Origin of the sequence: Aliiroseovarius subalbicans (genome assembly GCF_022678625.1) — a bacterium.
Lineage (GTDB): Bacteria > Pseudomonadota > Alphaproteobacteria > Rhodobacterales > Rhodobacteraceae > Aliiroseovarius_A > Aliiroseovarius_A subalbicans.
Genome location: NZ_JALBYQ010000003.1, coordinates 90,301 through 116,595, shown reverse-complemented (window position 1 = coordinate 116,595; position 26,295 = coordinate 90,301). Strand labels below are relative to the sequence as shown.

Sequence of the window (26,295 nt, the reverse complement as noted above, 5' to 3'; positions counted from 1 at the left end):
GTTCTTACATGTTGATTTTTCAAATTATTATGGCACAGTCGGAGCGCTGACAAAATACAATTTCGGACGCATATCGACGCAGTGTAGCGATCTGGTTTGGTGGTCGAGGCGGGTGATATTGTGCCAGTTTCCTAGCAGAGGATAGATGATGGATCGCCGTACATTCCTTTCACGGGCTTTTATCAGCGGTGCGGCCGCGATCTCTCCGTCCTGGCGACCGGCACACGCGGCTAGTACGTTCCCGTGCATCCTGTTTATCAACGGCGTTACCCCGGACACCTCGCCGTCCGATCTTTTCGCGTTCCTTGATCCGATCATTTCCCAGAACGTTCCGATAAGCATCACCGTTAAATTCGACCGAGAAGAACAAGAAAAGGCAGATCGAAACGTCGATTTGATGCGGTTTCTTTTTACGATGACCACCGAATATCCGGGCTTGGTTGATTTGGCTCTTGAACTGCCGGATATCGCCACTCTTACACCATACCTGCGCATGCGATCAGCGAGCGAGGCGCGCAATAGGTTCAGGCGATCTCTCGTGGCGGCCGCGGGTCAGGAATCGCTGGGGATCGTTCCACATACGATTGTTTCCGGGCTTCCAAGCGGACAGGTTCCAACCATAGAAGGGCTGCGTTCAGCGGGCGTTCTGAATACCTTTTTGCTTCCCGAGGAAGGGGAGACGCCCGAGATCTGGCGAAACAGCGATGGCACTCAGCAGATCAACGGAGGATGGCGTTTGCCGCCATTACCGACCAGTGAGGAAATAGCTGGAATTTTCACCACGGCGACATCCAGTGAGGGGACGGCCGTTTTTGCCGCCAAGTTCCCCGGAAATGACCTGCAAGGTGAGGGCGAACTGTTCAACCAAGGCGCTATCCTCGGAGATGCTTTTCGCCGATACCTGATCTCCAGCCGTAACTATTTCATCCTGCCGTCAGAGTTGAGGTTCAGATCAGGAGACGTGTTCCCGCGCCATCTGGTACTTTGCATCCAATCTGACGGTGTTGACGCCTCGGAGGAAGAGCTCGGAACAAAGCTAACTGCTGCGGGGGTGCCATTCACCGAGGTCAGGCGGGCATTCGAAATCGAGAGTCAGGCGCCCGATGAGGTGACCGAAGAGACAAACGGGCAAGAGACGCACAAGTGCATTCAGGTTTCAGAGGCGGACGAAGGCAAGTGGCAACAGGCGAGGAAGCTCGCCTTTGAAAACTTCGCGAAAGACGCGACAAACAACACCGTTGGGCCAGTAACCTGTGCAGCGACGGACGATGAATACGACTCGTCTGCCAACACCTGTGCACATGCAGGATTTGAAATCGTGCTCAGCTTGTCGAACGGTGGCGAGCAGTTTTCAGGTTTCGACGAGTGCGGGGCGTTGCGGTTGAACACTTCCCTGGTGCTTGACGGACCGTTTCCTGGGCTATCAACCCAAATACTTCGCGAACGAATAGAGCTGGCCGCCTCGCCCAGTGAAGACGTCGTGCTGCTGGTTCCGCAAAAGGGATTTAGCAAGCCAGACGACGCAAGTGCTCTGGTGGAGGCACTTGTCGGAATTGGAAAGTCCGGTCAATTCAACCTTCTCGACATGGGGCAGCATCTTGCGACCGTAACCGTCAAGAGCGAACAGGCGAGGCTCCTGCGGGCTGCGCGGCGCTGGCCGGCCCGGCAGGACACGGACGAAATGAATGCCGCAAAGCGCGGCCTCTTGATCGACGACGCCAAATCGGCTTGGTCGTTTATCGAGCGCTTGACGAACCCTGATACCGGTTTGGTGCCTGCGACGGCCTGGCTCGAGAATGATGCGACTTTCGCCTATGAATTCAGCACAATGTGGGACAACGGTTCGCTGGTGCTTGCCATCTTGAGCGCACATAGCATTGGCCTTTTGAGCGATGCGGAGTTTTCCACACGGATAGAGGCGGTTCTTGGGGGCTTGGCGACAGGTGTTTTCAATGGTCTGCGACTCCCAAAGGGCCTGACATCCACCGACGGGGCAGCTTACGGCGATGACAAATACAATGCCAGCGATACGGCAAGGCTGCTGGTTTCGCTGCATCTTCTTAAGAAATACGCCAAAACGGATCTCGGGATTGATGGCATTCTGGACGGCTGGGATCTAAACGAAACCATCCGGGATGGAGTTCCTTTGACTGTGCGCGGTAGTCGCCTGGTATCGTCCTATCGTTCAAACTATGCGGGGTACATCGCACGGGCCTTTGGGCTTTGGGGATATCCGGTTTCATCACCCTATTCGGATCCGAAGCCCGGTTCTGCGTTCGACCAAGGTGTCGATGTCCTTCATGAAGTGGCCGAGTTTGGCCCGATCGGGACAGAACCCCATCTTCTCGAAGCCGTAGAGTTAGGTGCTTCCGATTTGGCGAGCGTTGCCTCGGATGCACTCTTCGCCGCGCAGGTCGAAGAATACCTTTCAACCGGCAAACTGGTCTGCGTTTCAGAAGGGCCGGTAAACCGCGAACCTTGGTTCGTGTACCAAGGATACCAGATAGGGGAAGATCAGGATCATTGGACATTTGAAACGCTCGATCCTTCCCCACGCTTCAAGACGAAGGGTTTCATCCGGGCAATCGATATGCTGAATAGCAAGGCGGCGTTCCTGTGGAGCGCTCATCGACCAGGCGAGTACAGCGACCTGCTGATTGCCCGTGTGCGCGAAAAAGCAAAGGCTGGTCCGTTGGGCTTCAGTCCGGGGGTCTTCTCGGTCACTGGCACATCAGACCAGGTCTATAGCGACATCAATACGAACAGCGTCATATTGGAGGCGATTGCGTATCGACTGAACGGTGGAAAACCTTGCGCGGAATGGAATTCGGAGAGATAGCCGCCCTGGGCTCACAACCCATATCCAGAACATGATAAGTGTGGTGAGAGGGGCGAATGAGGGTAAGGCTTTCAGGTAGCGGAAGTATTGCGTTGCAAACTGTTGCCAGCCTCACCGGCGCCGCAGTCCAAGATTCCAACCAGCTTCATCGTCAGCACTCCGAGCAGCGCAGAAATTGCACTCACCACAAAGGACACGAAATCGGTGGATTTCGGGGGCATTTGCTAAAACAGGGCGCCGCCGCCCGGTCGGTCCGGGGTGGGGCGTCACTCACTAATTTCTGGTGGATCTGGTCGGGCTGAGAGGATTCGAACCTCCGACCCCCTGCTCCCGAAGCAGGTGCGCTACCAGGCTGCGCTACAGCCCGACCGTGGCGGGCGGGATAGCCTCATCTGACCCTGCTGGCAAGAGCAATCTTTCAGGCAGAGGGCGAGGGGCGCAAAAGAAAACGGCCCGCGGGTCGCGCGGGCCGTTTCAACGTTGTGGGTTGCTTACAGGCTGGCGTCCAGCGCCGCGATCACCGCGTTGCCCATGTCGGAGGTCGAGGCGGGTGTTACGCCTTCGTCGTTCAACAGGTCTGCGGTACGCACGCCATCGGCCAGCACCTTTTCCACGGCCGCTTCCAGCCGGTCGGCCTCGGTGCCCTGATCGAAGGAATAGCGCAACGCCATCGCAAAGCTCAGGATGCAGGCGCAGGGGTTGGCCTTGCCTTCGCCAGCGATATCCGGCGCCGAGCCGTGCACGGGCTCATACAGCGCTTTCGGGCGGCCATTGGCCATCGGGGCGCCCAGGCTGGCCGAGGGCAGCATGCCCAGCGAACCGGTCAGCATCGCAGCGGCATCCGACAACAGATCGCCGAACAGGTTGTCGGTGACGATCACGTCGAACTGCTTGGGCCAGCGGCACAGCTGCATCGCGCCGGCGTCGGCATACATGTGCGACAGTTCGACATCCGAGTATTCGGCCTCGTGGATTTCGGTCACCACGTCGCGCCACAGGATGCCCGACTCCATCACGTTGGCCTTCTCCATCGAACAGACTTTGTTGCCGCGCTTACGGGCCAGCTCAAACGCCGAGCGCGCAACGCGGGCGATTTCGCTTTCGGTGTACCGCTGCGTGTTGATGCCAACGCGCTCGTTGCCCTCTTCGATGATGCCGCGCGGCTCACCGAAGTAAATGCCCGAGGTCAGTTCGCGCACGATCATGATGTCGAGCCCGGCAACCACGTCTTTCTTCAGCGACGAGAAGTCGGCCAGCGCGTCGAAGCATTGCGCCGGGCGCAGGTTCGAAAACAGGTCCATTTCCTTGCGCAGGCGCAGCAACCCGCGCTCGGGTTTCACACTGAAATCCAGCACGTCGTATTTCGGGCCACCCACGGCGCCCAGCAGAACGGCGTCGACATTCTGAGCCGCTTCCATCGTTTCGTCCGTCAGGGGCGTGCCATGCGCATCATAGGATGCGCCGCCAACCAGGCCTTCGGACACGTCGAATTGCAGGTCACGTTTGTCGCCGTACCAGGTGATGATCTTCTGCACCTCGGCCATGACTTCCGGGCCGATGCCGTCACCGGCGAGGATAAGGAGGGAGGGGTTGCTCATCTGGGCGATCCTTTGCGGAAAAAACGGTTCGCCGTTGGGTAAAGCGCGCTTGGGGCGGGGTCAAGGGACGGTGACGTCGACCCAGACCATGTGATGGCGGGTTTGTGCGACCTGGCCCACCGGCCAGTGCGTGCCTGCGTCGATCACGGACAGTTGCGCGGAGGGCAGAACATAATCCACCCGCAGGTTGCCGGGGCGGGGATCGTTGTAGTCGACCGTGTCCAGCGCCGCGTCGCCGGTATGTGCGGAATTGGCTGCCTGTCGTGCGCCGTCGCTGGCTGGGCGCGGGTCTTGCAGGCGTGGATCGCGCAGCAGGGCGCGGATCGCATCGTGGCGTCCTTCGCCATCTTCGGGGTCAAGGCTGGCACCGCCCAGGATGACGACGGGTGCAGCGGGCGGCGGCATCGGCAGGTCGCCGTCCAGATACCGCGCCCAAAAGCTGATCTCATCGTGGTTGCGCCGCCCGTTGCGGTCCTCGTCGCCGTCGTAGACCGGCGTGGTGGCGTGGAAGGCCAGAAGGTGCAGCGGGCCATCCGGGGTCAGCACCTCGACATCCCAGTGATTGACGGACGGCAGGCGCTGGATGGCGAAGGCCTCAGGGCTGGGAAAGGGCTGTGCGCCGACAAGCGGGGGGATCGCGCCGGGCAGGTCCGCCCACAGGAAATCGGTGAAATCGCGCACCTCGCCCAACGGGAAGCGCGACAGGATCGCCATGCCGCCCTGGCCGGTATAACGCCCATAGCCCTGCGCGTCGCGGGCTTCGCCCAGCTCACCGTTCCCATCCATATCCAGCCCGGTTTCAACGCCCGCATTGGGGCGTGCGGAAAAGGCGTGGGGATAGTCCAGACCGGCGTCGCGCAGCGCCTCTTGCAGCGCAAACAGCGCAAAGCCGCCCAGGTCATGGTCGATGTCCATCAGGTGCAGGATGTCGGGGCGCACGGTTGTGATGACCGCCAGAACCTCGGTGATATCCTCGGCCCTGCCTTGGGTGAGGTCACGAAGCAGAAGGCCGGGGCCTTTACGCGACAATTCGGTGTTGAAGGTTGCGACACGGATCGGCTCGGCCCAGGCGGGCAGAGCCAGGAGACAGGCCAGCGCCGCACTCAGGCGGGCAGTAGTCCGTTCTCTTTTGCCGCGTCCAAGTTGCGGCGGCGTTGGTCGCTGATCATCGTGGCAATGCGCCCCATGGCGATGCCGCGCATGAACAGGCTGGCGGGAAGGAATGCCCATGCGGCCACCGTCCAGATCATGGTTTGCGGGTTGCTGATAGAAACCGAACCGAACAGGGTTCCGGCGGCCTTGACCACGGCCGGTGTCACGAAAGGCAACAAAAACCCCAGCGCGATGTTGATACGCGCGTCGCGTTCCAATCGCTCGACCACGTCCCCACCGGCAGTGGGGTCGAAGGTGGGCAGGTTGACCCAGACGTTGAAGGCGCCGAATTGCGACGGCCACCCCATCAGGCGCAGCGACATCACGAAGAACGCGAGCGACAGCAGCGAGATGAGATAAGAAATGCCAGCTGAGGTGCGTAGCGCGACCATGTCGCCAAGGTCCGCGTTTTCCGGCAGCATTAGCACCAAAAGGCGCACGGGGCTGTAGGGAAAGTCCATCGCCTGGCCGATCAGTGTGCCGATGGCGCCGACAAATTGCGTGCCCGTGGTCGGCATCGTCTCGCCGCGCGCGATGACGGACAGCAGCAGGATGGTCGTGAACAGGCTGAGGAAACGGATCCGGTTGAACGGCGGTGCGTCACGAAATTCGACCAGCCCCGGATAGGTCGAAGCGTATTCGAACAGCGTCAGCGCGGCGACGAAGATCGACACAAGTGCCACGATTTGTGCCGTATCAGCCCCGGTGCCGGGCACCAGAAGTGACGGGGTGGCGATCAGGATCACCATCAGAATTGCGCGCACAATGGCGCCGGTTAGATGTGAATACACAGCCCTATACCCTCAACCTCGGACGGGTACGATGCGGTGCCGTACCCTTGTTCCTCGCTGACCCCATCAATTGTGACGGGTTGCCTCATTATTGCCTTGTTCTTGCCCATATTCATGCCCCACCGCAAGTTGTTGGTTAACTTTTGTAAATATTTTGGACGGGAATGAGGGGGGACTGGTGCTTTCCTGCATCAATGTTGTGACGGAAAAAGGGCCGCCTAGTAGGGCGACCCTTCATGTTGTGTTTCAGTGGGTTATGACCACTAGAAGTTAGCTATACCCAGGGGCGCGCCTGTTCGGCCTGCGCTTCGAACGCATCGATCGCCCCCTTTTTCTCCATCGTCAGGCCGATATCGTCCAGACCTTCCAACAGGCAATGCTTTTTGAACGCGTCCACGTCGAATGGGATCACCTGGCCGTCCGAGGTGGTGATTTCCTGCGCTTCCAGGTCCACGGTCATGCGGGCGTTTTCACCCTTTTCCGCGTCACCCATCAGGATGTCGACCTGCTCCTGCGGAAGCACGATCGGCAGGATGCCGTTCTTGAAGCAATTGTTGAAGAAGATGTCGGCGAACGAGGTCGAGATCACGCATTTGATGCCGAAATCCGCGATGGCCCACGGCGCATGTTCGCGCGAGCTACCGCACCCGAAGTTGTCTCCGGCAACCAGGATCTCGGCGTTGCGATACTGTGGCTTGTTCAGTACGAAATCAGGGATCTCGGTGCCGTCGCGGTTGAACCGCATTTCGTCAAACAGGTTGGCCCCGAACCCGGTGCGCTGAATCGACTTCAGGAACACCTTGGGGATGATCATGTCGGTGTCGATATTCACCAGCGGCATGGGCGCTGCGATACCGTGCAGTTTTTCAAACTTTTCCATCGTGCGGTTTCCTTAGATCATGTCACGAACGTCGGTCAGATGACCGGTGAGGGCGGCGGCGGCGGCCATCGCCGGGCTGACCAGGTGGGTGCGGCCCTTATAGCCCTGACGCCCTTCGAAGTTGCGGTTCGAGGTCGACGCGCAACGCTCGTTTTCCGCCAACTGGTCGGGGTTCATCGCCAGGCACATCGAGCAACCCGCAAGGCGCCATTCGAAACCGGCGGCTTCGAAGATGTCGGACAGGCCTTCTTCTTCAGCCTGCGCACGGACCAGGCCGGAGCCCGGTACGATCATCGCCCGCATGCCGTCCTTGATCTTCTTGCCCTTCACGATTTCGGCCACGGCCCGCAGGTCTTCGATGCGGCCGTTGGTGCAGGACCCGATGAACACGGTGTCGATCTCGATATCCGTCAGTTTCTGACCGGGGGTCAGGCCCATATAATCGATCGAGCGCGCGGCCGCGTCGACCTTGCCGCCTTCGAAATCCGACGGGCTGGGCACCACGGCGGTGATCGGTAACACGTCCTCGGGCGAGGTGCCCCAGGTCACGACCGGCTGGATGTCTTCGCCCTTCAGGGTGATGACCTTGTCGAAATGCGCGCCTTCGTCGGTGTACAGCGTCTTCCACCAGGCCAGCGCGGCCTCCCACTGGGCGCCTTTAGGGGCGTGCGGGCGGCCTTTGACGTATTCGAATGTGGTCTCATCGGGGGCGATCAGGCCAGCGCGCGCGCCGCCTTCGATTGCCATGTTGCAGACGGTCATTCGACCTTCCATCGACAGATCGCGGATCGCCTCGCCGCAATATTCGATGACATAGCCGGTGCCACCGGCCGTGCCGGTTTCACCGATCACGGCCAGGGTGATGTCCTTGGCGGTCACGCCCGGCTTCAGCTTGCCGGTGATCTCGACCTTCATGTTCTTCGATTTCTTCTGGATCAGCGTTTGCGTGGCCAGAACGTGCTCGACTTCGGACGTGCCGATGCCGTGCGCCAACGCGCCAAAGGCGCCGTGGGTGGCGGTGTGACTGTCGCCGCAAACCACGGTCATGCCGGGCAGGGTCCAGCCCTGTTCCGGGCCGACGATATGCACGATGCCCTGACGCACGTCCGAGACCGGATAGTAATGCACGCCGAATTCCTTGGCGTTCTTGTCCAGTGCTTCGACCTGGATGCGGCTTTCCTCGGTCATTTGTGCCGGGTCTTCACGGCCCGCAGTTGTGGGCACGTTGTGGTCCGGCACGGCGATGGTCTTGTCCGGTGCATGCACTTTGCGGCCGGTCATGCGCAGACCTTCAAAGGCCTGCGGGCTGGTTACTTCGTGCACCAAGTGGCGGTCGATATACAGCAGGCAGGTGCCGTCCTCGGCCTCATGTGCCACATGGGCGTCCCAGATTTTGTCATAGAGCGTTTTGGCAGACATACGGTTTACTCCCGTAGATGTGTCTTGAATTCTTGCGAAATTTGGTCGTCGTTTAAGGTCGCTCAGCCGCGAAGGCTGGCGAGAATGGTCAGCGTGGCGCCAAAGAACCGCCAGGGCAGGCGCGCGCGGTCATCCATATCGAAAACACGAGTCATGGCGGGGGAATACCCGGTTCCCTCCTTGGTCGCAAGGGTGGACGGGTCGGGCGCGTCGGTGCAGTATGGCGAAAAAGGGGGCGGCATGGAGCAGGAAGAAGAGATCGTCGAACCGATCCTGACGCTGCGAGAGCAGATCGAGGGGCTGTTGTTCGAGCTGGTCGATTTCGGGCAAAGCCTGCTGCAGCCCTGGCGCTTGTACCAGGTCGCGATCATCGCCTGCCTTGTTGTCGTGGCCCTTGCGGTCACCTGGATTCTGCGCCCCAGGATTGAAGGCTGGCTGCGGTCGCGCGAAGGTTGGCCGAAATGGCGGCTGCGGCTGGCGGTGCACCTGCGCAAGCGCATCCCGTTGTTTGTGTTCGTCATTCTGGCCTGGCTGACCGTCGCGGTGATGCGGGAGGTGACGTGGCCATCACGCTCCTACCTGATTTCGCTGACCGCGACGATCGCCTTCGCCTGGTTGCTTGTCGGGTTGGCGGCCTGGTTCCTGCAAAACCGGTTCCTGCGCCGACTGGTGATGTGGGTTTTGTGGATCTACGTCACGGTTTACTACCTGGGCTTGACGACTGCGGTCGGCAAGGTGATGGAGAACATCGCGATCGAGATGGGCGATTTCCGCATCTCGTCGCTGGACGTGCTGCGCGCGCTTGTCATCACCGGTGTGCTGTTTGCCCTGGCACGGTTTGCCTCGAAAACCACCGCCTCGAAGGTGCAGAAGAACGAAGATATCTCGCCCTCAATGCGGGTGCTGGTGGTCAAGTTCCTTCAGGTGATCTTGTATGGCGCGGCGTTTTTCATCGGCTTGAAGGCGATCGGGGCGGACCTGACCGGCCTAGCGGTGCTGTCCGGTGCCATCGGTGTTGGCCTTGGTTTCGGTCTGCAAAAGGTCGTGTCGAACCTGGTGTCGGGCGTGATCATCCTTTTGGACAAGTCGATCAAGCCGGGGGATGTGATTTCCCTGGGCGAAACCTTTGGTTGGATCCAGTCGCTGGGTGCGCGTTATGTCTCTGTGGTGACGCGGGACGGCAAGGAATACCTGATCCCGAACGAAGACCTGATCACCGGCCAGGTGGTGAACTGGTCGCACACAAATGCCTTTGTGCGGCTCGATATCTTTTTCGGTATTGCTTATGGCGATGACCCGCATCAAGTCCGTAAAATCGCGATTGATGCAGCCAAAAGCGTGAACCGGGTGCTCAGCTTTCGACCGCCGGTCTGCCATATCGTCGGCTTCGGTGACAGCAGTGTGGATTACATCCTGCGGTTCTGGATCGACGACCCGACTGGTGGCCTGACCAACATTCGCGGCAACGTGTATCTGGCATTGTGGGATGCGTTCCAGGAGCACGGGATCTCGATCCCCTTCCCGCAGCGTGAAGTGCGCATGTTGGATGACGGAGATACAGCCGGCGACATGGCGAAAGACTGAAGCCCGCCAGCCCCGCACGCCGCCCACCCACCCACCCCGTCGCGCGGGGCTGGCTATGCGCTTACTTTCACTTGTCCGGAGATATCCCTGTGGGAAGCATGAAAACCGTTACCGATAGTTCAAGAGTGTCTTCAGCCCTGCGGCCGGGATTCTTGAAGTAGGATGACAGGATGCCGAGCGCAGCGAGGCCCCGCACCGACCCCACGGGAGAGTGCGCGAAGCGCGCCTGACGAGGGGGCGGAACCAAAAAGGGGTCTTTTGCGGGGTTACCGCCTTGGCAGACCTTGCCAGTCAGGCGGATTTGCCCCTTGCAAACCCAAGGTCCGTGGCCCAAATACATCCCTTCGCAGGAACGTGACCCCCGCCATGATTGAAATCTTCGCGGAACCGGTGTTACCGTTTTCCCATGCCCAGCACCGGGGCGCTACGGTGTGCTGATGAAGGAGGACAATGTCCTGTCTCATGTATCCAAGGCCAGCGCTGATGCGGCCGAACGGGAGCCTGCGATGACAGCAGCCCCGAAAACCGATTTGAGCAAAGCTTTGCTTGAGCGGATCAACAGCTCTCTTGAAGACGACAAGGCGGAAGATGTGGTGACCATCAGTCTGGCTGGGAAGTCAGAGATGGCGGACCACATGGTCGTGTGTTCGGGACGTTCGTCCCGGCAGGTCGCGGCCATTTCCGAGAAGCTGACGGACCGCTTGAAGCAGGAGCTTGGGATCTTTTGCAAGGTCGAAGGCAAGGATCAGGGCGATTGGGTCCTGATCGACGCGGGCGACGTGATCGTTCACGTGTTCCGGCCGGAAGTGCGCGAGTTCTATCAGCTTGAAAAGATGTGGATGGACCCGGGCGCTACAATCCCCGCGCCGACCGACGATTAAGCAGTCCGCGCCATGAAGGTCCACATCTGCGCCGTGGGCCGCCTGAGGGCGGGACCCGAGCGCACGCTTCTTGACGACTACCTGACCCGGTTCGACCGGACAGGACGGGCGCTGGGCCTTGGCCCCGCCCAGATGCATGAGGTCGAGGACAAGAAGGGTGGCGGCATGGCGGGTGAAGCCGAGCTGCTGGGCCGCGCCATCCCCAAGGGCGCCGTGATCTGCGCGATGGACGAACGCGGCAAGGTGATGACCTCACCCGATTTTGCCAATCAGCTGGGGGCATGGCGCGACATGGGCCGCTCGGATGTGGCCTTTGTCATTGGCGGCGCGGACGGGATCGACCCGACCTTGCGCGCCCGCGCCGATTTCAAACTGAGCTTTGGCAAGATGGTCTGGCCCCACATGCTGGCCCGCGTGATGCTGTCCGAACAGCTCTACCGCGCCGCGTCGATCCTGGCGGGCAGCCCGTATCACCGGGTGTGATCACCGTATCCGCGCCTGCCAGTCTTCAGCAAGCATCGACGTCAGAACATGATCGCGCCAGTGTCCAGAAATCTTGAGGTAGTTGCGAGCAAACCCTTCGCGCTCGAACCCCAACCGGGCCAAAAGCGCGGCGCTGCGTGTGTTTTCGGGCCTGTGATTGGCCATCACACGGTTCAGCGTTCGGTCGTTGAACGCATGATCCAGAAAAGTCTCCAGTGCTTCGTACATGAGACCCTGACCCTCATGTTCCGCGTCGATCGAATACCCCAGATGCGCCGCCTGAAACGCCCCGCGGGTTTTATTGTTGAGGTTGCAGTTCGCGATGATCGGACTGCCTTGCGTCAGACGCACGACACAGCGCAGGGACCGGTCCGCCTCCATCTCTCGCACCTCGGCGGCCAGTCGGTCCGCCCAGGCGTCCGGGTCGTGATACCCGTCGACCCGCGCGGGCTCCCAGGCGGCCAGGTGCGCTGCATTACGGGTGTGGAACTGTGACAGCGCAGCCGCGTCCGCAGGACGGGCAGGGGTGATCACGGTGCGGTGAGTCGTGAGTTTCATCGGGTGGGTCTAGCGTGAAAGGGCGGCTTGAGGCCAGAGCTTCCGGCGCCCCCCGCGCGCGCAAAGCGCGCCACCGGCAGCCAGATTATTTGCAATAATCTGCCCCACCTCGAACGCGTGCGCAGGGCCAAGGTTGCACCCTTCCCCTTGCGCCAATAGATAAGGGGGCAAGCATTCCGAGGAGCCTTCGATGACCACGCCCAAACCTGTTGTTCTGTGCATTCTCGATGGCTGGGGCCTGCGCGAGGAGACGGCGAACAACGCCCCCGCGCTGGCCGACACTCCCAATTTCGACCGCCTGATGGCGACCTGCCCGAACTCCACGCTGATCACACATGGGCCGGACGTCGGGCTGCCCACAGGGCAGATGGGCAATTCCGAGGTCGGCCACACCAATATCGGCGCGGGCCGGGTGGTGGCGATGGACCTGGGGCAAATCGACCTGGCGATCGAGGATGGCTCGTTCTTCGAAAATGACGCGCTGCAAACGTTCATCGCCGACATGAAGGCCTCGGGTGGCGTCGCGCATTTGGCGGGTCTGACCAGCCCTGGCGGCGTGCACAGCCATCAAGATCACATCGTGGCCGCCGCAAAGGCGATCACCGATGCCGGTGTGCCGGTCGCGATCCACGTGATTACCGATGGGCGCGATGTGCCGCCGACCTCGGCCTGGGACCAGGTATCCAGATTTGACCTCGCGCTGCCGGACGGGGCGCGCATTGTCAGCGTGTCGGGGCGGTATTTCGCGATGGACCGCGACAACCGGTGGGAGCGGGTCGCCAAGGCCTATGGTGCCATTGTCCGCGGTGACGGCGACGCGATGGCTGATCCGGTTGAGGGTATCGCCCTGTGCTATGACTTTGGCCAGCAGGACGAGTTTATCGAGCCCTTCGTGGCCGAAGGCTATAAGGGCATGAAGGACGGTGACGGGCTGTTCTTCATCAACTTCCGCGCCGATCGCGCCCGTGAAATCCTGCGTGCGATTGGGGAACCGGGGTTTGATGCGTTCCAGACCGGCGCCCGGCCCAAGCTGGCCGCGGTGCTGGGCATGGTGGAATATTCCGACGCCCACAACGCCTACATGACCACCTGTTTCCCAAAACGTAACATCGTGAACACGTTGGCGGAGTGGGTGGCGAAGCATGATCTGCGCCAGTTTCACCTGGCCGAGACCGAGAAATACCCGCATGTCACCTTCTTTCTGAACGGCGGAAAGGAAGCGCCGGAAGAGGGCGAGGACCGCTATATGGCGGCCAGCCCCAAGGTGGCGACCTATGACCTGCAACCAGAAATGTCGGCGCCAGAGGTAACGGAACATTTCGTGGGGGCGATCCGCGACGGATACGACTTGATCGTGACGAACTATGCCAACCCCGACATGGTCGGCCATACCGGCGACCTTCAGGCGGCGATGGCGGCCTGTGCGGCGGTGGACGAAGGCTTGGGCCAGGTTCTGGCCGCACTTGAGGACGCCGGGGGGGCGATGATCGTCACTGCCGATCACGGCAATTGCGAAACCATGTGGGACGAGACGACCAACGGGCCGCACACCGCGCACACAACGAACCTGGTGCCGGTGGTGATGTTCGGCGGGCCGAACGGGGCGACGCTCTCCCATGGTCGCCTGGCTGATCTGGCCCCCACGCTGCTGGAGCTGATGGGGCTGGAACAGCCGCCCGAGATGACCGGCATAAGCCTGATCCGCAGGTGAAGTTCGCCGCGTTTCTCCTGGCCGTGATCACCTGGGCCTCTGCGGGTTTCGCCGAAAGCGACCCCGCTGCCAGTGCCCGCGCGGCGATGGCCCGGCTTGAGGCCGCGTCGGTTGCCTTGCAGGAAGCCGAGAAATCGCGCGACCGGGTCGCTGCTCTGACCCAGACCGTTCAGGCCTATGAGGCCGGGCTGGCCGCGATGCGCGAAGGTCTGCGCCGCGCGACGATTCGAGAAGCCAGCATTCGCGGTGTGTTCGATGCCGAAAGCGAACGTCTGGCGCAGCTTCTGGGCGTGTTGCAGGCGATGGAGGCCGCACCCGCGCCGCTTCTGCTGTTGCACCCGACCGGCCCGATGGGCACTGCGCGGTCCGGTATGATCCTGTCGGAAATTGCACCGTCCTTGCAGCGGGAGGCGGAAGCGTTGAAATCCGCGCTACAGGAGGTCGCCGTGCTGCGCGCGCTTCAGGAAAGCGCGGTGGGGGTGCTTGAGACCGGGCTGTCCGGCGTACAGGACGCGCGCACCAAGCTGTCGCAAGCGGTCTCGGACCGCACCGATTTGCCACGCCGTTTCGTGGCGGACCCCGAGGCCGTGCAAGGCCTGATCAACAGCGCCGAAACCCTTGAGGCCTTCGCCTCGGGTCTATTATCCGTACAGCTGGACGGGATTGAAGAACCGATCACCCTGCCGGATTTCGCGGCCGCCAAGGGCAACCTGGCGATGCCGGTCCTGGGCCGGGTGCTGCGCAGGTTTGACGAGGTCGACGCGGCGGGCATTCGTCGCCCTGGCTTGGTGCTGGCCACCCGCCCCCTATCGATCGTCACCACGCCATGGTCCGCGACGATCCGTTACCTTGGCCCGCTGCTGGACTATGGCAATGTGGTCATCCTGGAACCAGGCGAAGGGTTCCTTTTGGTGCTGGCCGGCTTGGGCCAGACCTATGGCGTGGTGGGCGAAGTCCTGCCGAAAGGCGCCGCGGTGGGCCTGATGGGTGGCACATCCGTGGATTCTCAAGCGTTTTTGATCTCATCCACCAATGGAGGTGGCGCAGAACGTTCGGAAACGCTTTATATGGAACTCAGACGGAACTCACAGCCCGTAGACCCGACCGCGTGGTTCACGGCAGGCAAGGATTGAGAACGACATGAAGAAATTCGTTATGGCCGCGATTGGCGGCACGTTGGCTGGCGCCGTGCTGACCACCCAGGTGGCCGGACCGTTGCTGGCGCAGAACGCCGAGCGCAACACGAATGTCTATGAGCAGTTGGACTTGTTCGGCGACGTGTTTGAGCGCATCCGGTCGCAATATGTCGAGGACGTGGACGAGGCCGACCTGATCGAGGCCGCGATCAACGGCATGCTGATTTCGCTGGACCCGCATTCCAGTTACCTGCCGCCGGACGACGCCGAGGACATGCGCGTACAGACGCGTGGGTCGTTCGGGGGGCTGGGCATCGAGGTGACGCAGGAAGAGGGTTTCGTGAAGGTCGTGTCGCCGATGGATGGCACCCCCGCGGACGCCGCCGGGGTGCAGTCGGGCGACTTCATCACCCACGTGGACGGCGAAGGCCTTCTGGGCCTCACGCTGGACGAAGCGGTTGAGCTGATGCGCGGGCCGGTCGGGTCCGAGATCATCATCACCGTGGTGCGCGAAGGCGTGGACGAACCTTTCGACGTGTCGATCATCCGCGACACGATCAAGCTGACCGCTGCCACGGCGCGCAGCGTGGGCAACACGATCGTGTTGCGCGTGACGACGTTCAACGACCAGACCTATCCCAACATGTCCGATGGCCTGGCGCGTGAGGTCGAGACCCTGGGCGGGATCGACAATGTCGAAGGCTTCGTTCTGGACCTGCGCAACAACCCCGGCGGCCTGCTGAACCAGGCCATCGCGGTGTCGGATGCGTTCCTGGAAAGCGGTGAGATCGTGTCGACCCGGGGTCGCAACCCGGAAGAAAGCGATCGGGTGAATGCGCGCGAAGGCGACCTGGCGCAGGGTTTGCCGATCGTCGTGTTGATCAACGGCGGATCAGCGTCCGCCTCTGAAATCGTCGCGGGCGCGCTTCAGGATCACCGCCGCGCGATCGTTGTGGGCACCAAGAGCTTCGGCAAGGGCTCGGTCCAGACGGTGATGCCGATGCGCGGCAGCGGCGCGATGCGTCTGACCACCGCGCGGTATTACACGCCGTCGGGTCGTTCGATCCAGGCGCTGGGCGTCAGCCCCGATATCGTGGTGCAGCAACCGCCGCGCCAGCCCGTAAGCGACGATGCCGAGGAGAACCCGGCGCATCAGCGCACCGAGGCCGACCTGCGTGGTAGCCTGAACAACGACAGCCTGAGCGAGGATGAGATCCGTCAGATCGAATCCGAGCGCGAAGCCGCCGAAGAAGCTGCAAAGTTGCGCAAGGACGACTTTCAGCTGTCCTATGCGGTGGACCTTCTGAAAGGCCTGTCGACCATCACGCCGGCGCAATGAGCGTTACCACAAGAAAAGCAGGGGCGTCGGATTCCGGCGCCCTTTCGCATGTGATTGACGCGGCCTATGCCCCGGCGCGCGCGACTTTGCCTGACTTGCCGGATGTCAGCGGCGGACTTGCCGACGATATCGCGGCGGGATCGGTTTGGGTGGCGCAAACCGATGGTGCCGTGGTCGGTGGCGCGGTTTTGGGGCTGGGGGATTACGCCCACCTTGTGAACCTTGCCGTTCACCCCGATTTCGGTGGGCGCGGCATTGCGCGGGCGCTGATCGACGTGGTGCAAGGCGTTGCCAAAGACGCGGGGTTTACCGCGCTGCATCTGGCCACCCATGTCGGGATGCCGGAAAACGTGGCCATGTATCACCACCTTGGCTGGCGCGAGGTTTCCCGCACCGGGTCCAAGGTCATGATGGTGAAACCGCTTTAGGTCCAGTCCACGTCAGGCCGCTCAACCGGCCCGCCCTGAGCCTCCCAGGTCGAAAAGCCTTCGCGCAGGTGGGCGCAGGGAAACCCCATATCGTTCAACTGCGCCACGGTGATGGCGGACCGCCAGCCAGACGCGCAGTGAAAGACGAAGGTCTTGTCCTGTCCGAACACGTCCTTGAAATACGGGCTGTCCGGGTCGACCCAGAATTCCGCCATGCCGCGCGGGCAGTGAAACGCGCCGGGGATGAAACCCGACCGCTGCCGTTCGCGAATGTCGCGCAGGTCGACGATGACCACCTGCGGGTCACCGACCTTCGCGATCAGATCCGTGGTTTCAATTTCCTCGATTCGGGCGCGCGAGCGGGCGACCAGATCGGCGGCGGATGTTGTCAGTTTGCGCATGTGTCCCTCCGGTGGTTCGGGGCAGGGTGTGACATGGCGCGCCGCCTGGCAAGGGAACACTGGAAAACCGCCGCCATTTCCGTAAAGTGGCGCCAGGATCGGAGGCCCCATGACACCTGAAGACATCGCCAAACTGCCCTATCGTCCTTGCGTCGGCATCATGCTGGCCAACCGTGCCGGGCAGGTGTTTGTGGGCGAACGGATCGACGCGCCGAAACTGGGCACCGAAACCGCCTGGCAGATGCCGCAGGGTGGGGTGGACAAGGGCGAAGACCCGCGCGACGCGGCCTTGCGTGAGCTGTGGGAAGAAACCGGCGTTACACAGGACCTTGTGACGATCGAGGCGCAGACCGAGGACTGGCTGCCTTATGATTTGCCACATCACGTGGTGCCGAAGATCTGGAAGGGCCGCTTTCGCGGGCAGAAACAGCTTTGGTTCCTGATTCGGTTTCACGGCACCGATGATCAGGTGAATATCGAAACCGACCACCCCGAGTTTTCGGCCTGGCGTTGGATGCCGGCGGGCGACGTGGTTGCCAACATCGTGCCGTTCAAGCGCGCGCTGTATGGCCAGGTTCTGGCGCAATTGGGGGATCGGCTGTGAGGTCGCTTCTGGCGGCGCTGGCCCTGTGCCTGCCCGCCCCCGCACTGGCCCTGTCGTGCATGCCGTACCACGTGAGCGACGCCTATCGCGATGCTGCCGCGTCGGCCGATGCCTATGTCATCGTTCGTGGTGTGCTGAGCTTTGACGAAGGCCTGTTGCCCAAGGTCGATTGGGAGCATCAGCAGGACACACCACAAAACACCCTGTTCGAAGCGCAGTTCGACGGCCATGCCCTGACCCGAAATGGGTTTTTCAGCCCGTTCACACAGCCCATCCAGGTGGATGTGCAGTGCTTCGGCCCATGGTGCAGCCATCTGACCAGCGGCCAGGATTACCTTGCCTTTCTGAAACAGACCGAAGGTGGGTTCCTGTTGGAAACCAATCCCTGCGGCGGGTTCGCTTTTGGACAACCCAGCAAGGATATGCTGCGCCAGGTGCAGACCTGTCAGCGTGGCGGACGCTGCCCGCGCTCTTCCCCCTGACAGGGTTTCGTGATCTGCAGACTCCACATGAGAACAAAACGTGAATATAGTGGCGACTCATCATGTTTGCCGAATTGTCCATAACCTCGAATTTCACCTTCCTCACCGGCGGTTCGCACCCCGAGGAATACGTGAGCCGTGCCGCCGCGATGGGGATCGGGGCGCTGGCGGTTGCCGATGTGAATTCGGTCGCGGGAATCGTGCGCGCGCATATGCAGCTGCGCGAAGTGGCGCGCGACCTTGACCTTCGCCGGGGGTATGAGGCGGAGCACGGCCCGACAGGTCCGCCCCGCCCGGACCACCTGCCCGCGCCACCGGGGGTGGGTGGCTTTACCGTACCCCGCCTGATCCCGGCCGCACGGATCGTGCTTGAGGATGGGTTCTCGGCCACCCTGCTGCCCCGCGACCGCGCCGCTTGGGGTCGGTTGTGCCGCCTTCTGTCACTGGGGCGTCAGCGGGTCGAAAAAGGCTCCTGTCTTCTGCGCATGCCCGACCTTCTGGAATGGGGCGCAGGCTGTGAGGTGCTGCTTCACCCGGTGCATCTGTCACCGACGGATCCGCCCGGCGCGGATGTCTGGGTTGGGCAGGCGAAGCGTCTGACGCGCCGCTTCGCCGGGCAGGTCACGCTGGTGATGGCGCCGCACTATGACGGGCGTGATCCGGCGCGGTTCGACGATCTGGCCGCCTTGGCCCGGCGGCTGGACGTGCCCACAATCGCCTCGGCCGCGCCGATCATGCACCACGCACGCCGCCGTCGCATGGTCGATGTTCTGACCGCGATCCGCGAAGGGGTGCGGGTCGACAATCTGGGCCGGCTGGCCCAGCCCAACGCCGAACAGCGCCTGCGATCTGGGGACGAGATGCTGCGCCTGTTTCGCGGGCATGAGGATGCGGTGCGCCGTACGACTGAGATCGCCGCCCGCTGCACCTTTTCCCTGGATGAACTGCGCTATGAATACCCCTCCGAGCTGACCGAAGATGAGACCCCGACCGCGCGCCTGACCCGTCTGGCCCAGGCCGGGCTGCGCGACCGCTATCCCGATGGTGTGCCGGAGCGGGTGGCGGGCATGATGGCGCATGAGCTTACCCTGATCGAAAAGCTGAAATATGAGCCCTATTTCCTGACCGTGCGCGACATCGTGGCCTTCGCCCGGGGCCGCGGCATCCTGTGTCAGGGCCGCGGATCAGCGGCCAATTCCGTGGTCTGTTATGCGCTGGGCGTCACCAGCGTGTCCCCGGAAATCGGCACGATGGTGTTTGAACGCTTCGTCTCCGAGGCGCGCGATGAACCGCCCGACATCGACGTCGATTTCGAACATGAGCGGCGCGAAGAGGTGATCCAGCACATCTATGAACGCTATGGCCGTCACCGGGCCGGGCTGTGCGCCACCGTGATCCATTACCGCGGCAAACGCGCGATCCGCGAGGTGGGGCACGCGATGGGCCTGTCTGAGGACACGATCTCCTCGATGTCCAGCCAGGTCTGGGGTTGGGGTGGCGGCGGGCTGCGCGATGATCGCCTGCGCGAAATCGGTCTGGACCCGCGCGACCGGCGGCTGATGCAGGTAATGGAGCTGTGCGACGAAATTCAGGGCTTCCCCCGCCACCTGTCGCAGCACGTCGGCGGTTTCATCATCACCGAGGGGCGGTTGGACGAACTGGTGCCGGTGGAAAACGCCACGATGGAGGACCGCACGGTCATCTGCTGGGACAAGGACGACATCGACGCGCTGGGCATCCTCAAGGTCGATGTGCTGGCGCTGGGCATGCTGACCTGTATTCGCAAGGCGTTCGGCCTGATGGCGCAGCATTTGCAGCTGGATTATAATCTGGCTTCGCTGCCCGCCGAGGACGGGCGCGTTTACGACATGCTGTGCCGCGCCGACAGCCTGGGCGTGTTCCAGGTCGAAAGTCGCGCGCAGATGAATTTCCTGCCCCGGATGAAGCCGCGCAGCTTCTATGACCTGGTGATCCAGGTCGCGATCATTCGCCCCGGCCCGATCCAGGGCGACATGGTGCATCCGTTCATCCGGCGGCGAAACGGCGAAGAGCCGGTGACGCTGCCCTCGGACGCGCTGGGCGAGGTGCTGGGCAAGACGCTGGGCGTGCCGCTGTTTCAGGAACAGGCGATGCAGATCGCCATCATCGGTGCCGGGTTCTCGCCCGAAGAGGCGGACCGGCTGCGTCGCTCGCTCGCGACCTTCAAGAAACACGGGTCGGTCAGTGAATTTCACAGCCGGTTCGTGCGCGGCATGATCGCGAACGGGTACGATCAGGACTTCGCCGAACGCTGCTTTGCGCAGATCGAGGGCTTCGGCAGCTACGGCTTTCCCGAAAGCCACGCAGCCAGCTTTGCGCTGCTGGTCTATGCCTCGTCGTGGATCAAATGCCACCACCCGGGGGTGTTTGCTTGCGCGCTCTTGAACGCGCAGCCGATGGGGTTCTATGCCCCCGCCCAGATCGTGCGTGACGCGCGGGAGCACGGCGTCGTGGTGCGCCCGATCTGCGTCAACGCAAGCTATTGGGACAACGTGCTGGAACCCGACGGCAAGGGCGGGCTGGCCCTGCGCCTGGGGTTTCGCCAGATCAAGGGGTTTGGTGAGGAGGAAGCGGGCTGGATCACCGCCGCGCGCGGGAACGGTTATGTCACGGTCGAGGATATCTGGCGCCGGGCGGGCACGCCGCCCAAGCTGATCGTGAAGCTGGCCGAAGCAGATGCCTTCGCCGCGCTGGGCATTGTCCGCCGCGACGCGCTGTGGGCGGCAAAGGCGATCACGGCCGACAAGCCCCTGCCGCTTTTTGCCGGCGACATGGACGGCGAAGCGATCCATGAGGTGCCGGTGCAATTGCCCAGGATGAGCCTGGGCGAACAGGTGGTCGAGGACTACGTTGCCACCCGCCTGACCCTGCGCGCGCATCCCATGGCGCTTCTGCGCCCGCGCCTGACGCCTTGCCCCGGCGAGGCTTCCACCCACCCGCCCCCGCCGCGCCGGGGCAAGGGGGATGGCGCCGCGCCCGAGGTGTGAGCGCAGCGAGCTTGCCGCGACACCAAGGGCGCGTCGCAGGCGTGTGCCGCGGGGATGCAACGGTCAAACCTGCGGCAGAAAACTGCCTTTCAATCCGGCCACGTGGCTTTTGATTCGTTTGGCAGCCGCGCTCAGCGCGTCGTCGGACCGATGCAACAGGTACCAGGCGCGCTCGATTGGCAAGCCTGGAACGGTCAGGGCTACCAGCCGTCCGGCATGCAGTTCCTCGACCACCGTGTGCTGTGAGATAAGGGCAATGCCCAGCCCAGCGATCACCGCCTGTTTGATCGTCTCGTTCGATGACATGGTGATGCAGTCATAGGGCCGGCCTTCGCCGATCCGGTCCAGAAAGCGGGTCATCAGGATGCGGGTGCCCGAGCCTTCCTCGCGCCCGATCAAGGTTTCCTTGAGCAGGGCGCGCGGGTCAACCGGGCCGTCCTGTGCCAAAGGGTGATCCGGCGCGGTGATGATTAAATGCGGGTGTGGCCCCAGCAGGACCGAGGTGTTTTCGGGCGCGCGCGGTGGGCGCCCCATGATCGCCAGTTGTACCTGACGTGCATCCAGGGCCGCGATGATCTGCTGTCGATTGCCGACGGTCAGTTCCACCTTGATGTCGGGGAATTCCCGCTTCAGCCGGGCCACCAGCGCCGGTGCGAAATACTTTCCGGTCGAGACAACGCCCAGCCGCACCAGGCCCGCGTGACCGTCCCGCAGGGCTGCGACCGATTTCATGCAGGTCTCAAGTTCGGTGCCGATGCGCCGTGCCGAGGCGAGGACAAGGCGCCCTTCGTCGGTCAATTCCATCCGTCCGCTGTCCCCCCTTCGCAACATGTCGGCCTTCATGTTCTCCGCCAACTGGCGCAATTGGGTGTGAACCGCGGGTGGGGTGAGGCGTATTGCCTCAGCTGCGCGGGTTATGGTGCCATACCGCTCCACGGCCTCAAGTGCCCGTAATTGCTTGAAAGTTATCGCGTCCGGCCGTGGCATATTAAATTTTTCTTTCGCTGCATTCCTGCTTTTTAAATTTTCTAATCGCCAGATGCATGGGACGACAAGGGTGTTTCTTGCCGCAGGGGCAGGAGGGGGACATCACATGACCACCAGCAATGTCATCACGGACAAGCGCCACATCCCAGCCGACCTTCATGACATCATGGAGGCATTGGCGCGTGTGAGCGTGGCCTTGAACCGCACCATTCGCAGGGGTGCTTTGGGTGGTTCTCTGGGTGCGGCTGTGGGCGAAAACACGGATGGCGATCAGCAAAAGGCGCTGGATGTCATGGCCGACGATGCCTTTGCCGCCGCCCTGCGCGGGACCGGTGTGAAATATTATGCGTCCGAAGAACAGGATGCGGTGGTTGGGATGGACCCGGATGGCCGCTTTGCCCTGGCGATCGATCCGCTGGACGGGTCGTCGAACATTGACGTGAATGTCTCGATCGGCACGATCTTTTCGATCTTCGACGTTGCGGAGGATGCCGAGGCCAGCTTCCTGCGCCCGGCGCGCGATCAGATTGCCGGCGGCTATATCATCTTCGGGCCGCAGACGGATCTTGTGGTCACTTTCGGCGATGGTGTGCAGATGCATGTGCTGGACCCGGACACGCAGAGTTTCGTTCTGGTGAACGATGCCTTGCGGGTGCCCGAGGTCAGCCGTGAGTTCGCGATCAACGCCTCGAATTACCGCCATTGGAGCCCCGCGATTCGCGCCTATATCGACGATTGTCTGGCCGGGGACGAAGGTCCGCGCGATGCGAATTACAACATGCGTTGGGTGGCGAGCCTGGTGGCGGAAACCCACCGGATCATGACCCGCGGCGGCATCTTTCTTTACCCTGGCGACGCGCGCGACGGGTATGAGCGCGGCCGCCTGCGCATGATCTATGAATGCGCGCCGATTGCCTTTCTGATCGAACAGGCGGGCGGGCGCGCCACCGACGGGCATGACCGTATCCTGGACGGTCAGGCTGACCAGCTTCACGCCCGCACCCCATTCGTTTTTGGTAGCGCCGAGAAAGTGTCGCGCGTTGCTGCTTATCAGGATCTGCCGGACGACGAAGTCTCGGCCCTGTTCGGAAATCGCGGCCTGTTCCGCGCCTGAGGAAAACCACCATGAGCAAGAAGCATCCGATCATTTCCGTCACAGGCTCCAGCGGCGCTGGAACTTCGACCGTGAAGGGCACGTTCGACCAGATCTTTCGCCGTGAGGGTGTGAGCGCTGTCAGCATCGAAGGCGATGCCTTCCACCGTTACAACCGCGCCGACATGAAGGCCGAGCTTGAGCGTCGCTATGGCGAAGGTGACCACGGGTTCAGCCACTTCAGTTATGAGGCAAATGCGTTGGATGAGCTGGAGCGGGTGTTTCGCGAATACAGCGAAACCGGCAAGGGTCGCACGCGCACCTATGTGCATGACGACATCGAGGCCGAGCGCACCGGCGTGGCGCCCGGCAACTTCACCGACTGGCAGGCGTTCGAAGACGGCTCTGACCTGTTGTTTTACGAGGGCCTGCATGGCTCGGTCGTGAATGACGAGGTGAACCTGGCACAATATGCTGACCTGAAGATCGGCGTGGTGCCGGTGGTGAACCTGGAATGGATCCAGAAGATCCACCGCGACAAGGCGCATCGCGGCTATACGACCGAGGCGGTGACGGACGTGATCCTGCGCCGCATGCATGCCTATGTGCATTGCATCACGCCGCAGTTTACCCAGACCGACATCAACTTTCAGCGCGTGCCGGTGGTCGACACCTCAAACCCGTTCATCAGCCGCTGGATTCCCACCGCCGATGAAAGCCTGGTGGTGATCCGTTTTGCCAACCCGCGTGGGATCGATTTCCCCTACCTGACCCAGATGATCGAGGGCAGCTGGATGAGCCGCGCCAATTCGATCGTCATTCCGGGCGGCAAGATGGACTTGGCGATGCAGCTGATTTTCACCCCGATGATCGACCGCCTTGTGCGCGACAGCAAACGGGCCTGAGGAGGCAATTCGATGAACGTGCAGCGAGATATTTCCACCAGTGCCGAGGACCGCATGGCCAATGCCATTCGCGCCCTGTCGATGGACGCGGTGCAGGCGGCAAATTCCGGCCACCCCGGCGCGCCGATGGGTCTGGCCGATGTGGCGACGGTTCTGTTCAACAGGTTCATCAAGATCGACCCGAGTGCCGACCGTTGGCCCGACCGCGATCGCTTCGTGATGAGCGCCGGGCACGGCTCGATGTTGGTTTACGCGATCAATCACTTGCTGGGCTATGACGACATGGGCATGGACCAGCTGCGCGCGTTTCGCCAGATGGGTGCGCGCACGGCGGGTCATCCGGAATTTGGCCATGCCAAGGGGATCGAGGTGACAACCGGCCCGCTGGGGCAGGGCATTTCCACCGCCGTCGGCATGGCTTTGGCCGAGCGCATGGCGCAGGCGCGGTTTGGCGATGATCTGGTGGATCATTTCACCTATGTGATTGCTGGCGACGGCTGCCTGATGGAGGGGATCAGCCATGAGGCCATCGATTTCGCCGGCCACATGGGGCTGGGTCGCTTGGTGGTGTTGTGGGATGACAACCGGATCACCATCGACGGGTCGACGGACATGTCGACCTCGACCGATCAGCAGGCGCGCTTTGCCGCCAGCGGCTGGCATGTCCAGGCGGTAGACGGGCACGACAAGGACGCGGTGGCGGCGGCGATTGAGGCCGCGCGCGCCGATGGACGCCCGTCGATGATCGCCTGCCGGACCGTGATCGGCTTCGGGGCACCGACCAAGCAAGGCACCTCGGCCACCCACGGGGCGCCGTTGGGCGATGACGAGATCGCAGCGACCCGCGAGGTGCTGGGCTGGCCCCATGCGCCGTTCGAAATTCCCGCCGATGTCTATGACGCTTGGCACGCGGTCGCCGCACGCGGCAGGGTCGCGCGGCGGGCTTGGGAAAAACGCCTGGGCGGGCACCCGAAACAGGGCGCATTCGAGACCGCGCAGGCCGCGCCCGATCGTGTGGCGCTGGACGCGGCTATGGGTGCCTTCAAGGCGCAGATGAGCCAGGAAGCGCCCAAGGTCGCCACCCGCAAGGCCAGCGAAATGGCGCTGGAATTCGTCAATGGCACCTTGCCGAACACGATCGGCGGGTCGGCTGATCTGAGCGGGTCGAACAACACGCGCACCAAGGACATGCAAACGGTGACAGCGGATGGGTTCGACGGTGACTATATTCACTATGGCGTGCGGGAACACGGGATGGCTGCGATGATGAACGGGATCGCGCTGCATGGGGGGTTCGTGCCCTACGGCGGTACTTTCTTGGCCTTTGCCGACTATTGCCGCCCGTCCATTCGTCTGTCGGCCCTTATGGGCCTCCCGGTGGTCTATGTGATGACCCACGATAGCATCGGATTGGGTGAAGATGGGCCAACGCACCAGCCGGTTGAGACCATCGCCTCCCTACGTGCAATGCCGAACCTGAATGTGATTCGCCCAGCAGATGTCGTGGAAACCGCCGAAGCCTGGCAGACCGCATTGGAAACGCCAGACACGCCGACGGTCCTGTGCCTGTCGCGCCAGGCCCTGCCGTGCCTGCGCACCAAACATGTCGAGGCAAACCTGACTGCCAAAGGCGCCTATGTGCTGCACGACGTCGGGTCGCGCCATGTAACGCTGATCGCCACCGGGTCCGAGGTCGAAATTGCCATGGATGCAGCAGAGCGTCTGGCTGCAGACGGGATCAAGGCCGCGGTCGTGTCTGCGCCCTGTTTCGAGACCTTCGCCCAGCAACCAGGCGCCTATCGCGACGTGGTTCTAGGCGACGCGCCCCGCGTGGGCGTCGAAGCCGCCGTGCGCCAGGGTTGGGACGCGATGATCGGATCATCCGGCGCTTTTGTCGGCATGACGGGGTTTGGTGCCTCGGCGCCAGCAAGGGAACTCTATGACCATTTCGGCATCACGGCAGGCGTCGTCGCAGATGCCGCGAAACAGCTGATCTAG

General features: G+C 62.3%; 22 protein-coding genes and 1 tRNA gene. 14 read left to right on the top strand and 9 right to left on the bottom strand.

All coding sequences use genetic code 11. From position 1 onward, the window contains the following. Positions 1 to 148: 148 nt before the first annotated feature. The gene (locus MN188_RS10970; protein WP_242109089.1) at positions 149 to 2,839 is read left to right on the top strand and encodes a DUF3131 domain-containing protein; all 2,691 of its coding nucleotides are present in this window, start codon (positions 149 to 151) and stop codon (positions 2,837 to 2,839) included. 290 nt (positions 2,840 to 3,129) lie between these two features. Here the strand turns inward: MN188_RS10970 and MN188_RS10965 are convergent. From MN188_RS10965 to leuC, 6 genes are all read right to left on the bottom strand, one after another. Next, a tRNA-Pro gene (locus MN188_RS10965) sits at positions 3,130 to 3,206 on the bottom strand. A 124-nt stretch (positions 3,207 to 3,330) separates the two neighbouring features. Further along, positions 3,331 to 4,437 (bottom strand): 3-isopropylmalate dehydrogenase, encoded by a 1,107-nt coding sequence (gene leuB / locus MN188_RS10960; RefSeq protein ID WP_242109088.1) that lies wholly within the window; start codon positions 4,435 to 4,437, stop codon positions 3,331 to 3,333. A 60-nt stretch (positions 4,438 to 4,497) separates the two neighbouring features. Then, positions 4,498 to 5,493, bottom strand: a complete 996-nt coding sequence (locus MN188_RS10955) for an endonuclease/exonuclease/phosphatase family protein (protein WP_242109487.1) — start codon at positions 5,491 to 5,493, stop codon at positions 4,498 to 4,500. Positions 5,494 to 5,540: 47 nt separating this feature from the next. Next, positions 5,541 to 6,380 (bottom strand): hypothetical protein, encoded by an 840-nt coding sequence (locus tag MN188_RS10950; RefSeq protein WP_242109087.1) that lies wholly within the window; start codon positions 6,378 to 6,380, stop codon positions 5,541 to 5,543. A gap of 274 nt (positions 6,381 to 6,654) precedes the next feature. After that, a complete protein-coding gene (leuD, locus tag MN188_RS10945) occupies positions 6,655 to 7,260 on the bottom strand; it encodes a 3-isopropylmalate dehydratase small subunit (protein ID WP_242109086.1) in 606 nt (201 codons plus the stop codon). Positions 7,261 to 7,272: 12 nt separating this feature from the next. Continuing rightward, positions 7,273 to 8,679 (bottom strand): 3-isopropylmalate dehydratase large subunit, encoded by a 1,407-nt coding sequence (leuC, locus tag MN188_RS10940; RefSeq protein WP_242109084.1) that lies wholly within the window; start codon positions 8,677 to 8,679, stop codon positions 7,273 to 7,275. Between the two features lie 240 nt (positions 8,680 to 8,919). On the opposite strand from leuC, the gene MN188_RS10935 reads away from it, so the two are divergent. The 3 genes from MN188_RS10935 (at position 8,920) to rlmH (ending at position 11,627) form a co-directional block, all read left to right on the top strand. After that, positions 8,920 to 10,263, top strand: coding sequence for a mechanosensitive ion channel family protein (locus tag MN188_RS10935; protein WP_420838985.1), 1,344 nt, complete (start codon positions 8,920 to 8,922; stop codon positions 10,261 to 10,263). Between the two features lie 437 nt (positions 10,264 to 10,700). Continuing rightward, positions 10,701 to 11,144 (top strand): ribosome silencing factor, encoded by a 444-nt coding sequence (gene rsfS / locus MN188_RS10930; protein WP_420838978.1) that lies wholly within the window; start codon positions 10,701 to 10,703, stop codon positions 11,142 to 11,144. A 12-nt stretch (positions 11,145 to 11,156) separates the two neighbouring features. Further along, positions 11,157 to 11,627: a 23S rRNA (pseudouridine(1915)-N(3))-methyltransferase RlmH gene (rlmH, locus tag MN188_RS10925; protein WP_242109082.1), complete on the top strand. Its 471-nt coding sequence runs from the start codon at positions 11,157 to 11,159 to the stop codon at positions 11,625 to 11,627. Here the strand turns inward: rlmH and MN188_RS10920 are convergent, their stop codons facing one another. After that, positions 11,628 to 12,185 (bottom strand): GNAT family N-acetyltransferase, encoded by a 558-nt coding sequence (locus tag MN188_RS10920; RefSeq protein ID WP_242109081.1) that lies wholly within the window; start codon positions 12,183 to 12,185, stop codon positions 11,628 to 11,630. 190 nt (positions 12,186 to 12,375) lie between these two features. Here MN188_RS10920 and gpmI point away from each other — a divergent pair, with 190 nt between their 5' ends. The 4 genes from gpmI to MN188_RS10900 are packed head-to-tail and all read left to right on the top strand — an operon-like array spanning position 12,376 to position 16,799. Continuing rightward, positions 12,376 to 13,896: a 2,3-bisphosphoglycerate-independent phosphoglycerate mutase gene (gene gpmI / locus MN188_RS10915; protein WP_242109080.1), complete on the top strand. Its 1,521-nt coding sequence runs from the start codon at positions 12,376 to 12,378 to the stop codon at positions 13,894 to 13,896. Beyond that, on the top strand, positions 13,893 to 15,029 hold the full coding sequence (locus MN188_RS10910) for a murein hydrolase activator EnvC family protein (RefSeq protein ID WP_242109079.1): 1,137 nt from the start codon (positions 13,893 to 13,895) through the stop codon (positions 15,027 to 15,029). The genes gpmI and MN188_RS10910 overlap by 4 nt, the downstream gene beginning before the upstream one ends. 7 nt (positions 15,030 to 15,036) lie before the next feature. After that, positions 15,037 to 16,371 carry a S41 family peptidase gene (locus MN188_RS10905; RefSeq protein WP_242109078.1) on the top strand — a complete coding sequence of 445 codons (1,335 nt, stop codon included), beginning with the start codon at positions 15,037 to 15,039 and terminating at the stop codon, positions 16,369 to 16,371. Further along, positions 16,368 to 16,799 carry a GNAT family N-acetyltransferase gene (locus MN188_RS10900; RefSeq protein WP_242109077.1) on the top strand — a complete coding sequence of 144 codons (432 nt, stop codon included), beginning with the start codon at positions 16,368 to 16,370 and terminating at the stop codon, positions 16,797 to 16,799. Before MN188_RS10905 ends, MN188_RS10900 begins: the two co-directional genes overlap by 4 nt. Here MN188_RS10900 and MN188_RS10895 read toward each other — a convergent pair. Beyond that, complete coding sequence (locus tag MN188_RS10895) at positions 16,796 to 17,200, bottom strand: rhodanese-like domain-containing protein (protein ID WP_242109075.1); 405 nt, start codon at positions 17,198 to 17,200, stop codon at positions 16,796 to 16,798. The two genes, MN188_RS10900 and MN188_RS10895, sit on opposite strands and share 4 nt — an antisense overlap. 109 nt (positions 17,201 to 17,309) lie before the next feature. On the opposite strand from MN188_RS10895, the gene MN188_RS10890 reads away from it, so the two are divergent. The 3 genes from MN188_RS10890 (at position 17,310) to MN188_RS10880 (ending at position 21,312) form a co-directional block, all read left to right on the top strand. Beyond that, positions 17,310 to 17,804, top strand: a complete 495-nt coding sequence (locus MN188_RS10890; RefSeq protein ID WP_242109073.1) for an RNA pyrophosphohydrolase — start codon at positions 17,310 to 17,312, stop codon at positions 17,802 to 17,804. Further along, a complete protein-coding gene (locus MN188_RS10885; RefSeq protein ID WP_242109071.1) occupies positions 17,801 to 18,286 on the top strand; it encodes a hypothetical protein in 486 nt (161 codons plus the stop codon). The genes MN188_RS10890 and MN188_RS10885 overlap by 4 nt, the downstream gene beginning before the upstream one ends. A 62-nt stretch (positions 18,287 to 18,348) precedes the next feature. Further along, positions 18,349 to 21,312, top strand: a complete 2,964-nt coding sequence (locus tag MN188_RS10880) for an error-prone DNA polymerase (protein WP_242109070.1) — start codon at positions 18,349 to 18,351, stop codon at positions 21,310 to 21,312. A 63-nt stretch (positions 21,313 to 21,375) separates the two neighbouring features. Here the strand turns inward: MN188_RS10880 and cbbR are convergent, their stop codons facing one another. Continuing rightward, positions 21,376 to 22,299 carry a LysR family regulator CbbR gene (gene cbbR / locus MN188_RS10875; protein WP_242109069.1) on the bottom strand — a complete coding sequence of 308 codons (924 nt, stop codon included), beginning with the start codon at positions 22,297 to 22,299 and terminating at the stop codon, positions 21,376 to 21,378. 106 nt (positions 22,300 to 22,405) lie between these two features. Between cbbR and MN188_RS10870 the strand changes: the two genes are divergently transcribed. From MN188_RS10870 to tkt, 3 genes are read left to right on the top strand one after another with little or no spacing between them, the layout of a single operon-like run. Beyond that, positions 22,406 to 23,413: a class 1 fructose-bisphosphatase gene (locus MN188_RS10870; protein ID WP_242109068.1), complete on the top strand. Its 1,008-nt coding sequence runs from the start codon at positions 22,406 to 22,408 to the stop codon at positions 23,411 to 23,413. A gap of 11 nt (positions 23,414 to 23,424) precedes the next feature. Further along, positions 23,425 to 24,297: a phosphoribulokinase gene (locus tag MN188_RS10865; protein ID WP_242109067.1), complete on the top strand. Its 873-nt coding sequence runs from the start codon at positions 23,425 to 23,427 to the stop codon at positions 24,295 to 24,297. A gap of 12 nt (positions 24,298 to 24,309) precedes the next feature. Beyond that, positions 24,310 to 26,295 (top strand): transketolase, encoded by a 1,986-nt coding sequence (tkt, locus tag MN188_RS10860; protein ID WP_242109066.1) that lies wholly within the window; start codon positions 24,310 to 24,312, stop codon positions 26,293 to 26,295.

Bases quoted from the DNA above. Each gene is read 5' to 3' on its own strand.
- MN188_RS10870 (WP_242109068.1), top strand. From the start codon at position 22,406: ATGACCACCAGCAATGTCATCACGGACAAGCGCCACATCCCAGCCGAC.
- leuC (WP_242109084.1), bottom strand. From the start codon at position 8,679: ATGTCTGCCAAAACGCTCTATGACAAAATCTGGGACGCCCATGTGGCA.
- MN188_RS10880 (WP_242109070.1), top strand. From the start codon at position 18,349: ATGTTTGCCGAATTGTCCATAACCTCGAATTTCACCTTCCTCACCGGC.
- MN188_RS10920 (WP_242109081.1), bottom strand. From the start codon at position 12,185: ATGAAACTCACGACTCACCGCACCGTGATCACCCCTGCCCGTCCTGCG.
- tkt (WP_242109066.1), top strand. From the start codon at position 24,310: ATGAACGTGCAGCGAGATATTTCCACCAGTGCCGAGGACCGCATGGCC.
- MN188_RS10905 (WP_242109078.1), top strand. From the start codon at position 15,037: ATGAAGAAATTCGTTATGGCCGCGATTGGCGGCACGTTGGCTGGCGCC.
- MN188_RS10900 (WP_242109077.1), top strand. From the start codon at position 16,368: ATGAGCGTTACCACAAGAAAAGCAGGGGCGTCGGATTCCGGCGCCCTT.
- MN188_RS10890 (WP_242109073.1), top strand. From the start codon at position 17,310: ATGACACCTGAAGACATCGCCAAACTGCCCTATCGTCCTTGCGTCGGC.
- MN188_RS10970 (WP_242109089.1), top strand. From the start codon at position 149: ATGGATCGCCGTACATTCCTTTCACGGGCTTTTATCAGCGGTGCGGCC.
- leuD (WP_242109086.1), bottom strand. From the start codon at position 7,260: ATGGAAAAGTTTGAAAAACTGCACGGTATCGCAGCGCCCATGCCGCTG.
- rsfS (WP_420838978.1), top strand. From the start codon at position 10,701: ATGAAGGAGGACAATGTCCTGTCTCATGTATCCAAGGCCAGCGCTGAT.
- MN188_RS10895 (WP_242109075.1), bottom strand. From the start codon at position 17,200: ATGCGCAAACTGACAACATCCGCCGCCGATCTGGTCGCCCGCTCGCGC.
- leuB (WP_242109088.1), bottom strand. From the start codon at position 4,437: ATGAGCAACCCCTCCCTCCTTATCCTCGCCGGTGACGGCATCGGCCCG.
- MN188_RS10865 (WP_242109067.1), top strand. From the start codon at position 23,425: ATGAGCAAGAAGCATCCGATCATTTCCGTCACAGGCTCCAGCGGCGCT.
- MN188_RS10935 (WP_420838985.1), top strand. From the start codon at position 8,920: ATGGAGCAGGAAGAAGAGATCGTCGAACCGATCCTGACGCTGCGAGAG.
- cbbR (WP_242109069.1), bottom strand. From the start codon at position 22,299: ATGCCACGGCCGGACGCGATAACTTTCAAGCAATTACGGGCACTTGAG.
- rlmH (WP_242109082.1), top strand. From the start codon at position 11,157: ATGAAGGTCCACATCTGCGCCGTGGGCCGCCTGAGGGCGGGACCCGAG.
- gpmI (WP_242109080.1), top strand. From the start codon at position 12,376: ATGACCACGCCCAAACCTGTTGTTCTGTGCATTCTCGATGGCTGGGGC.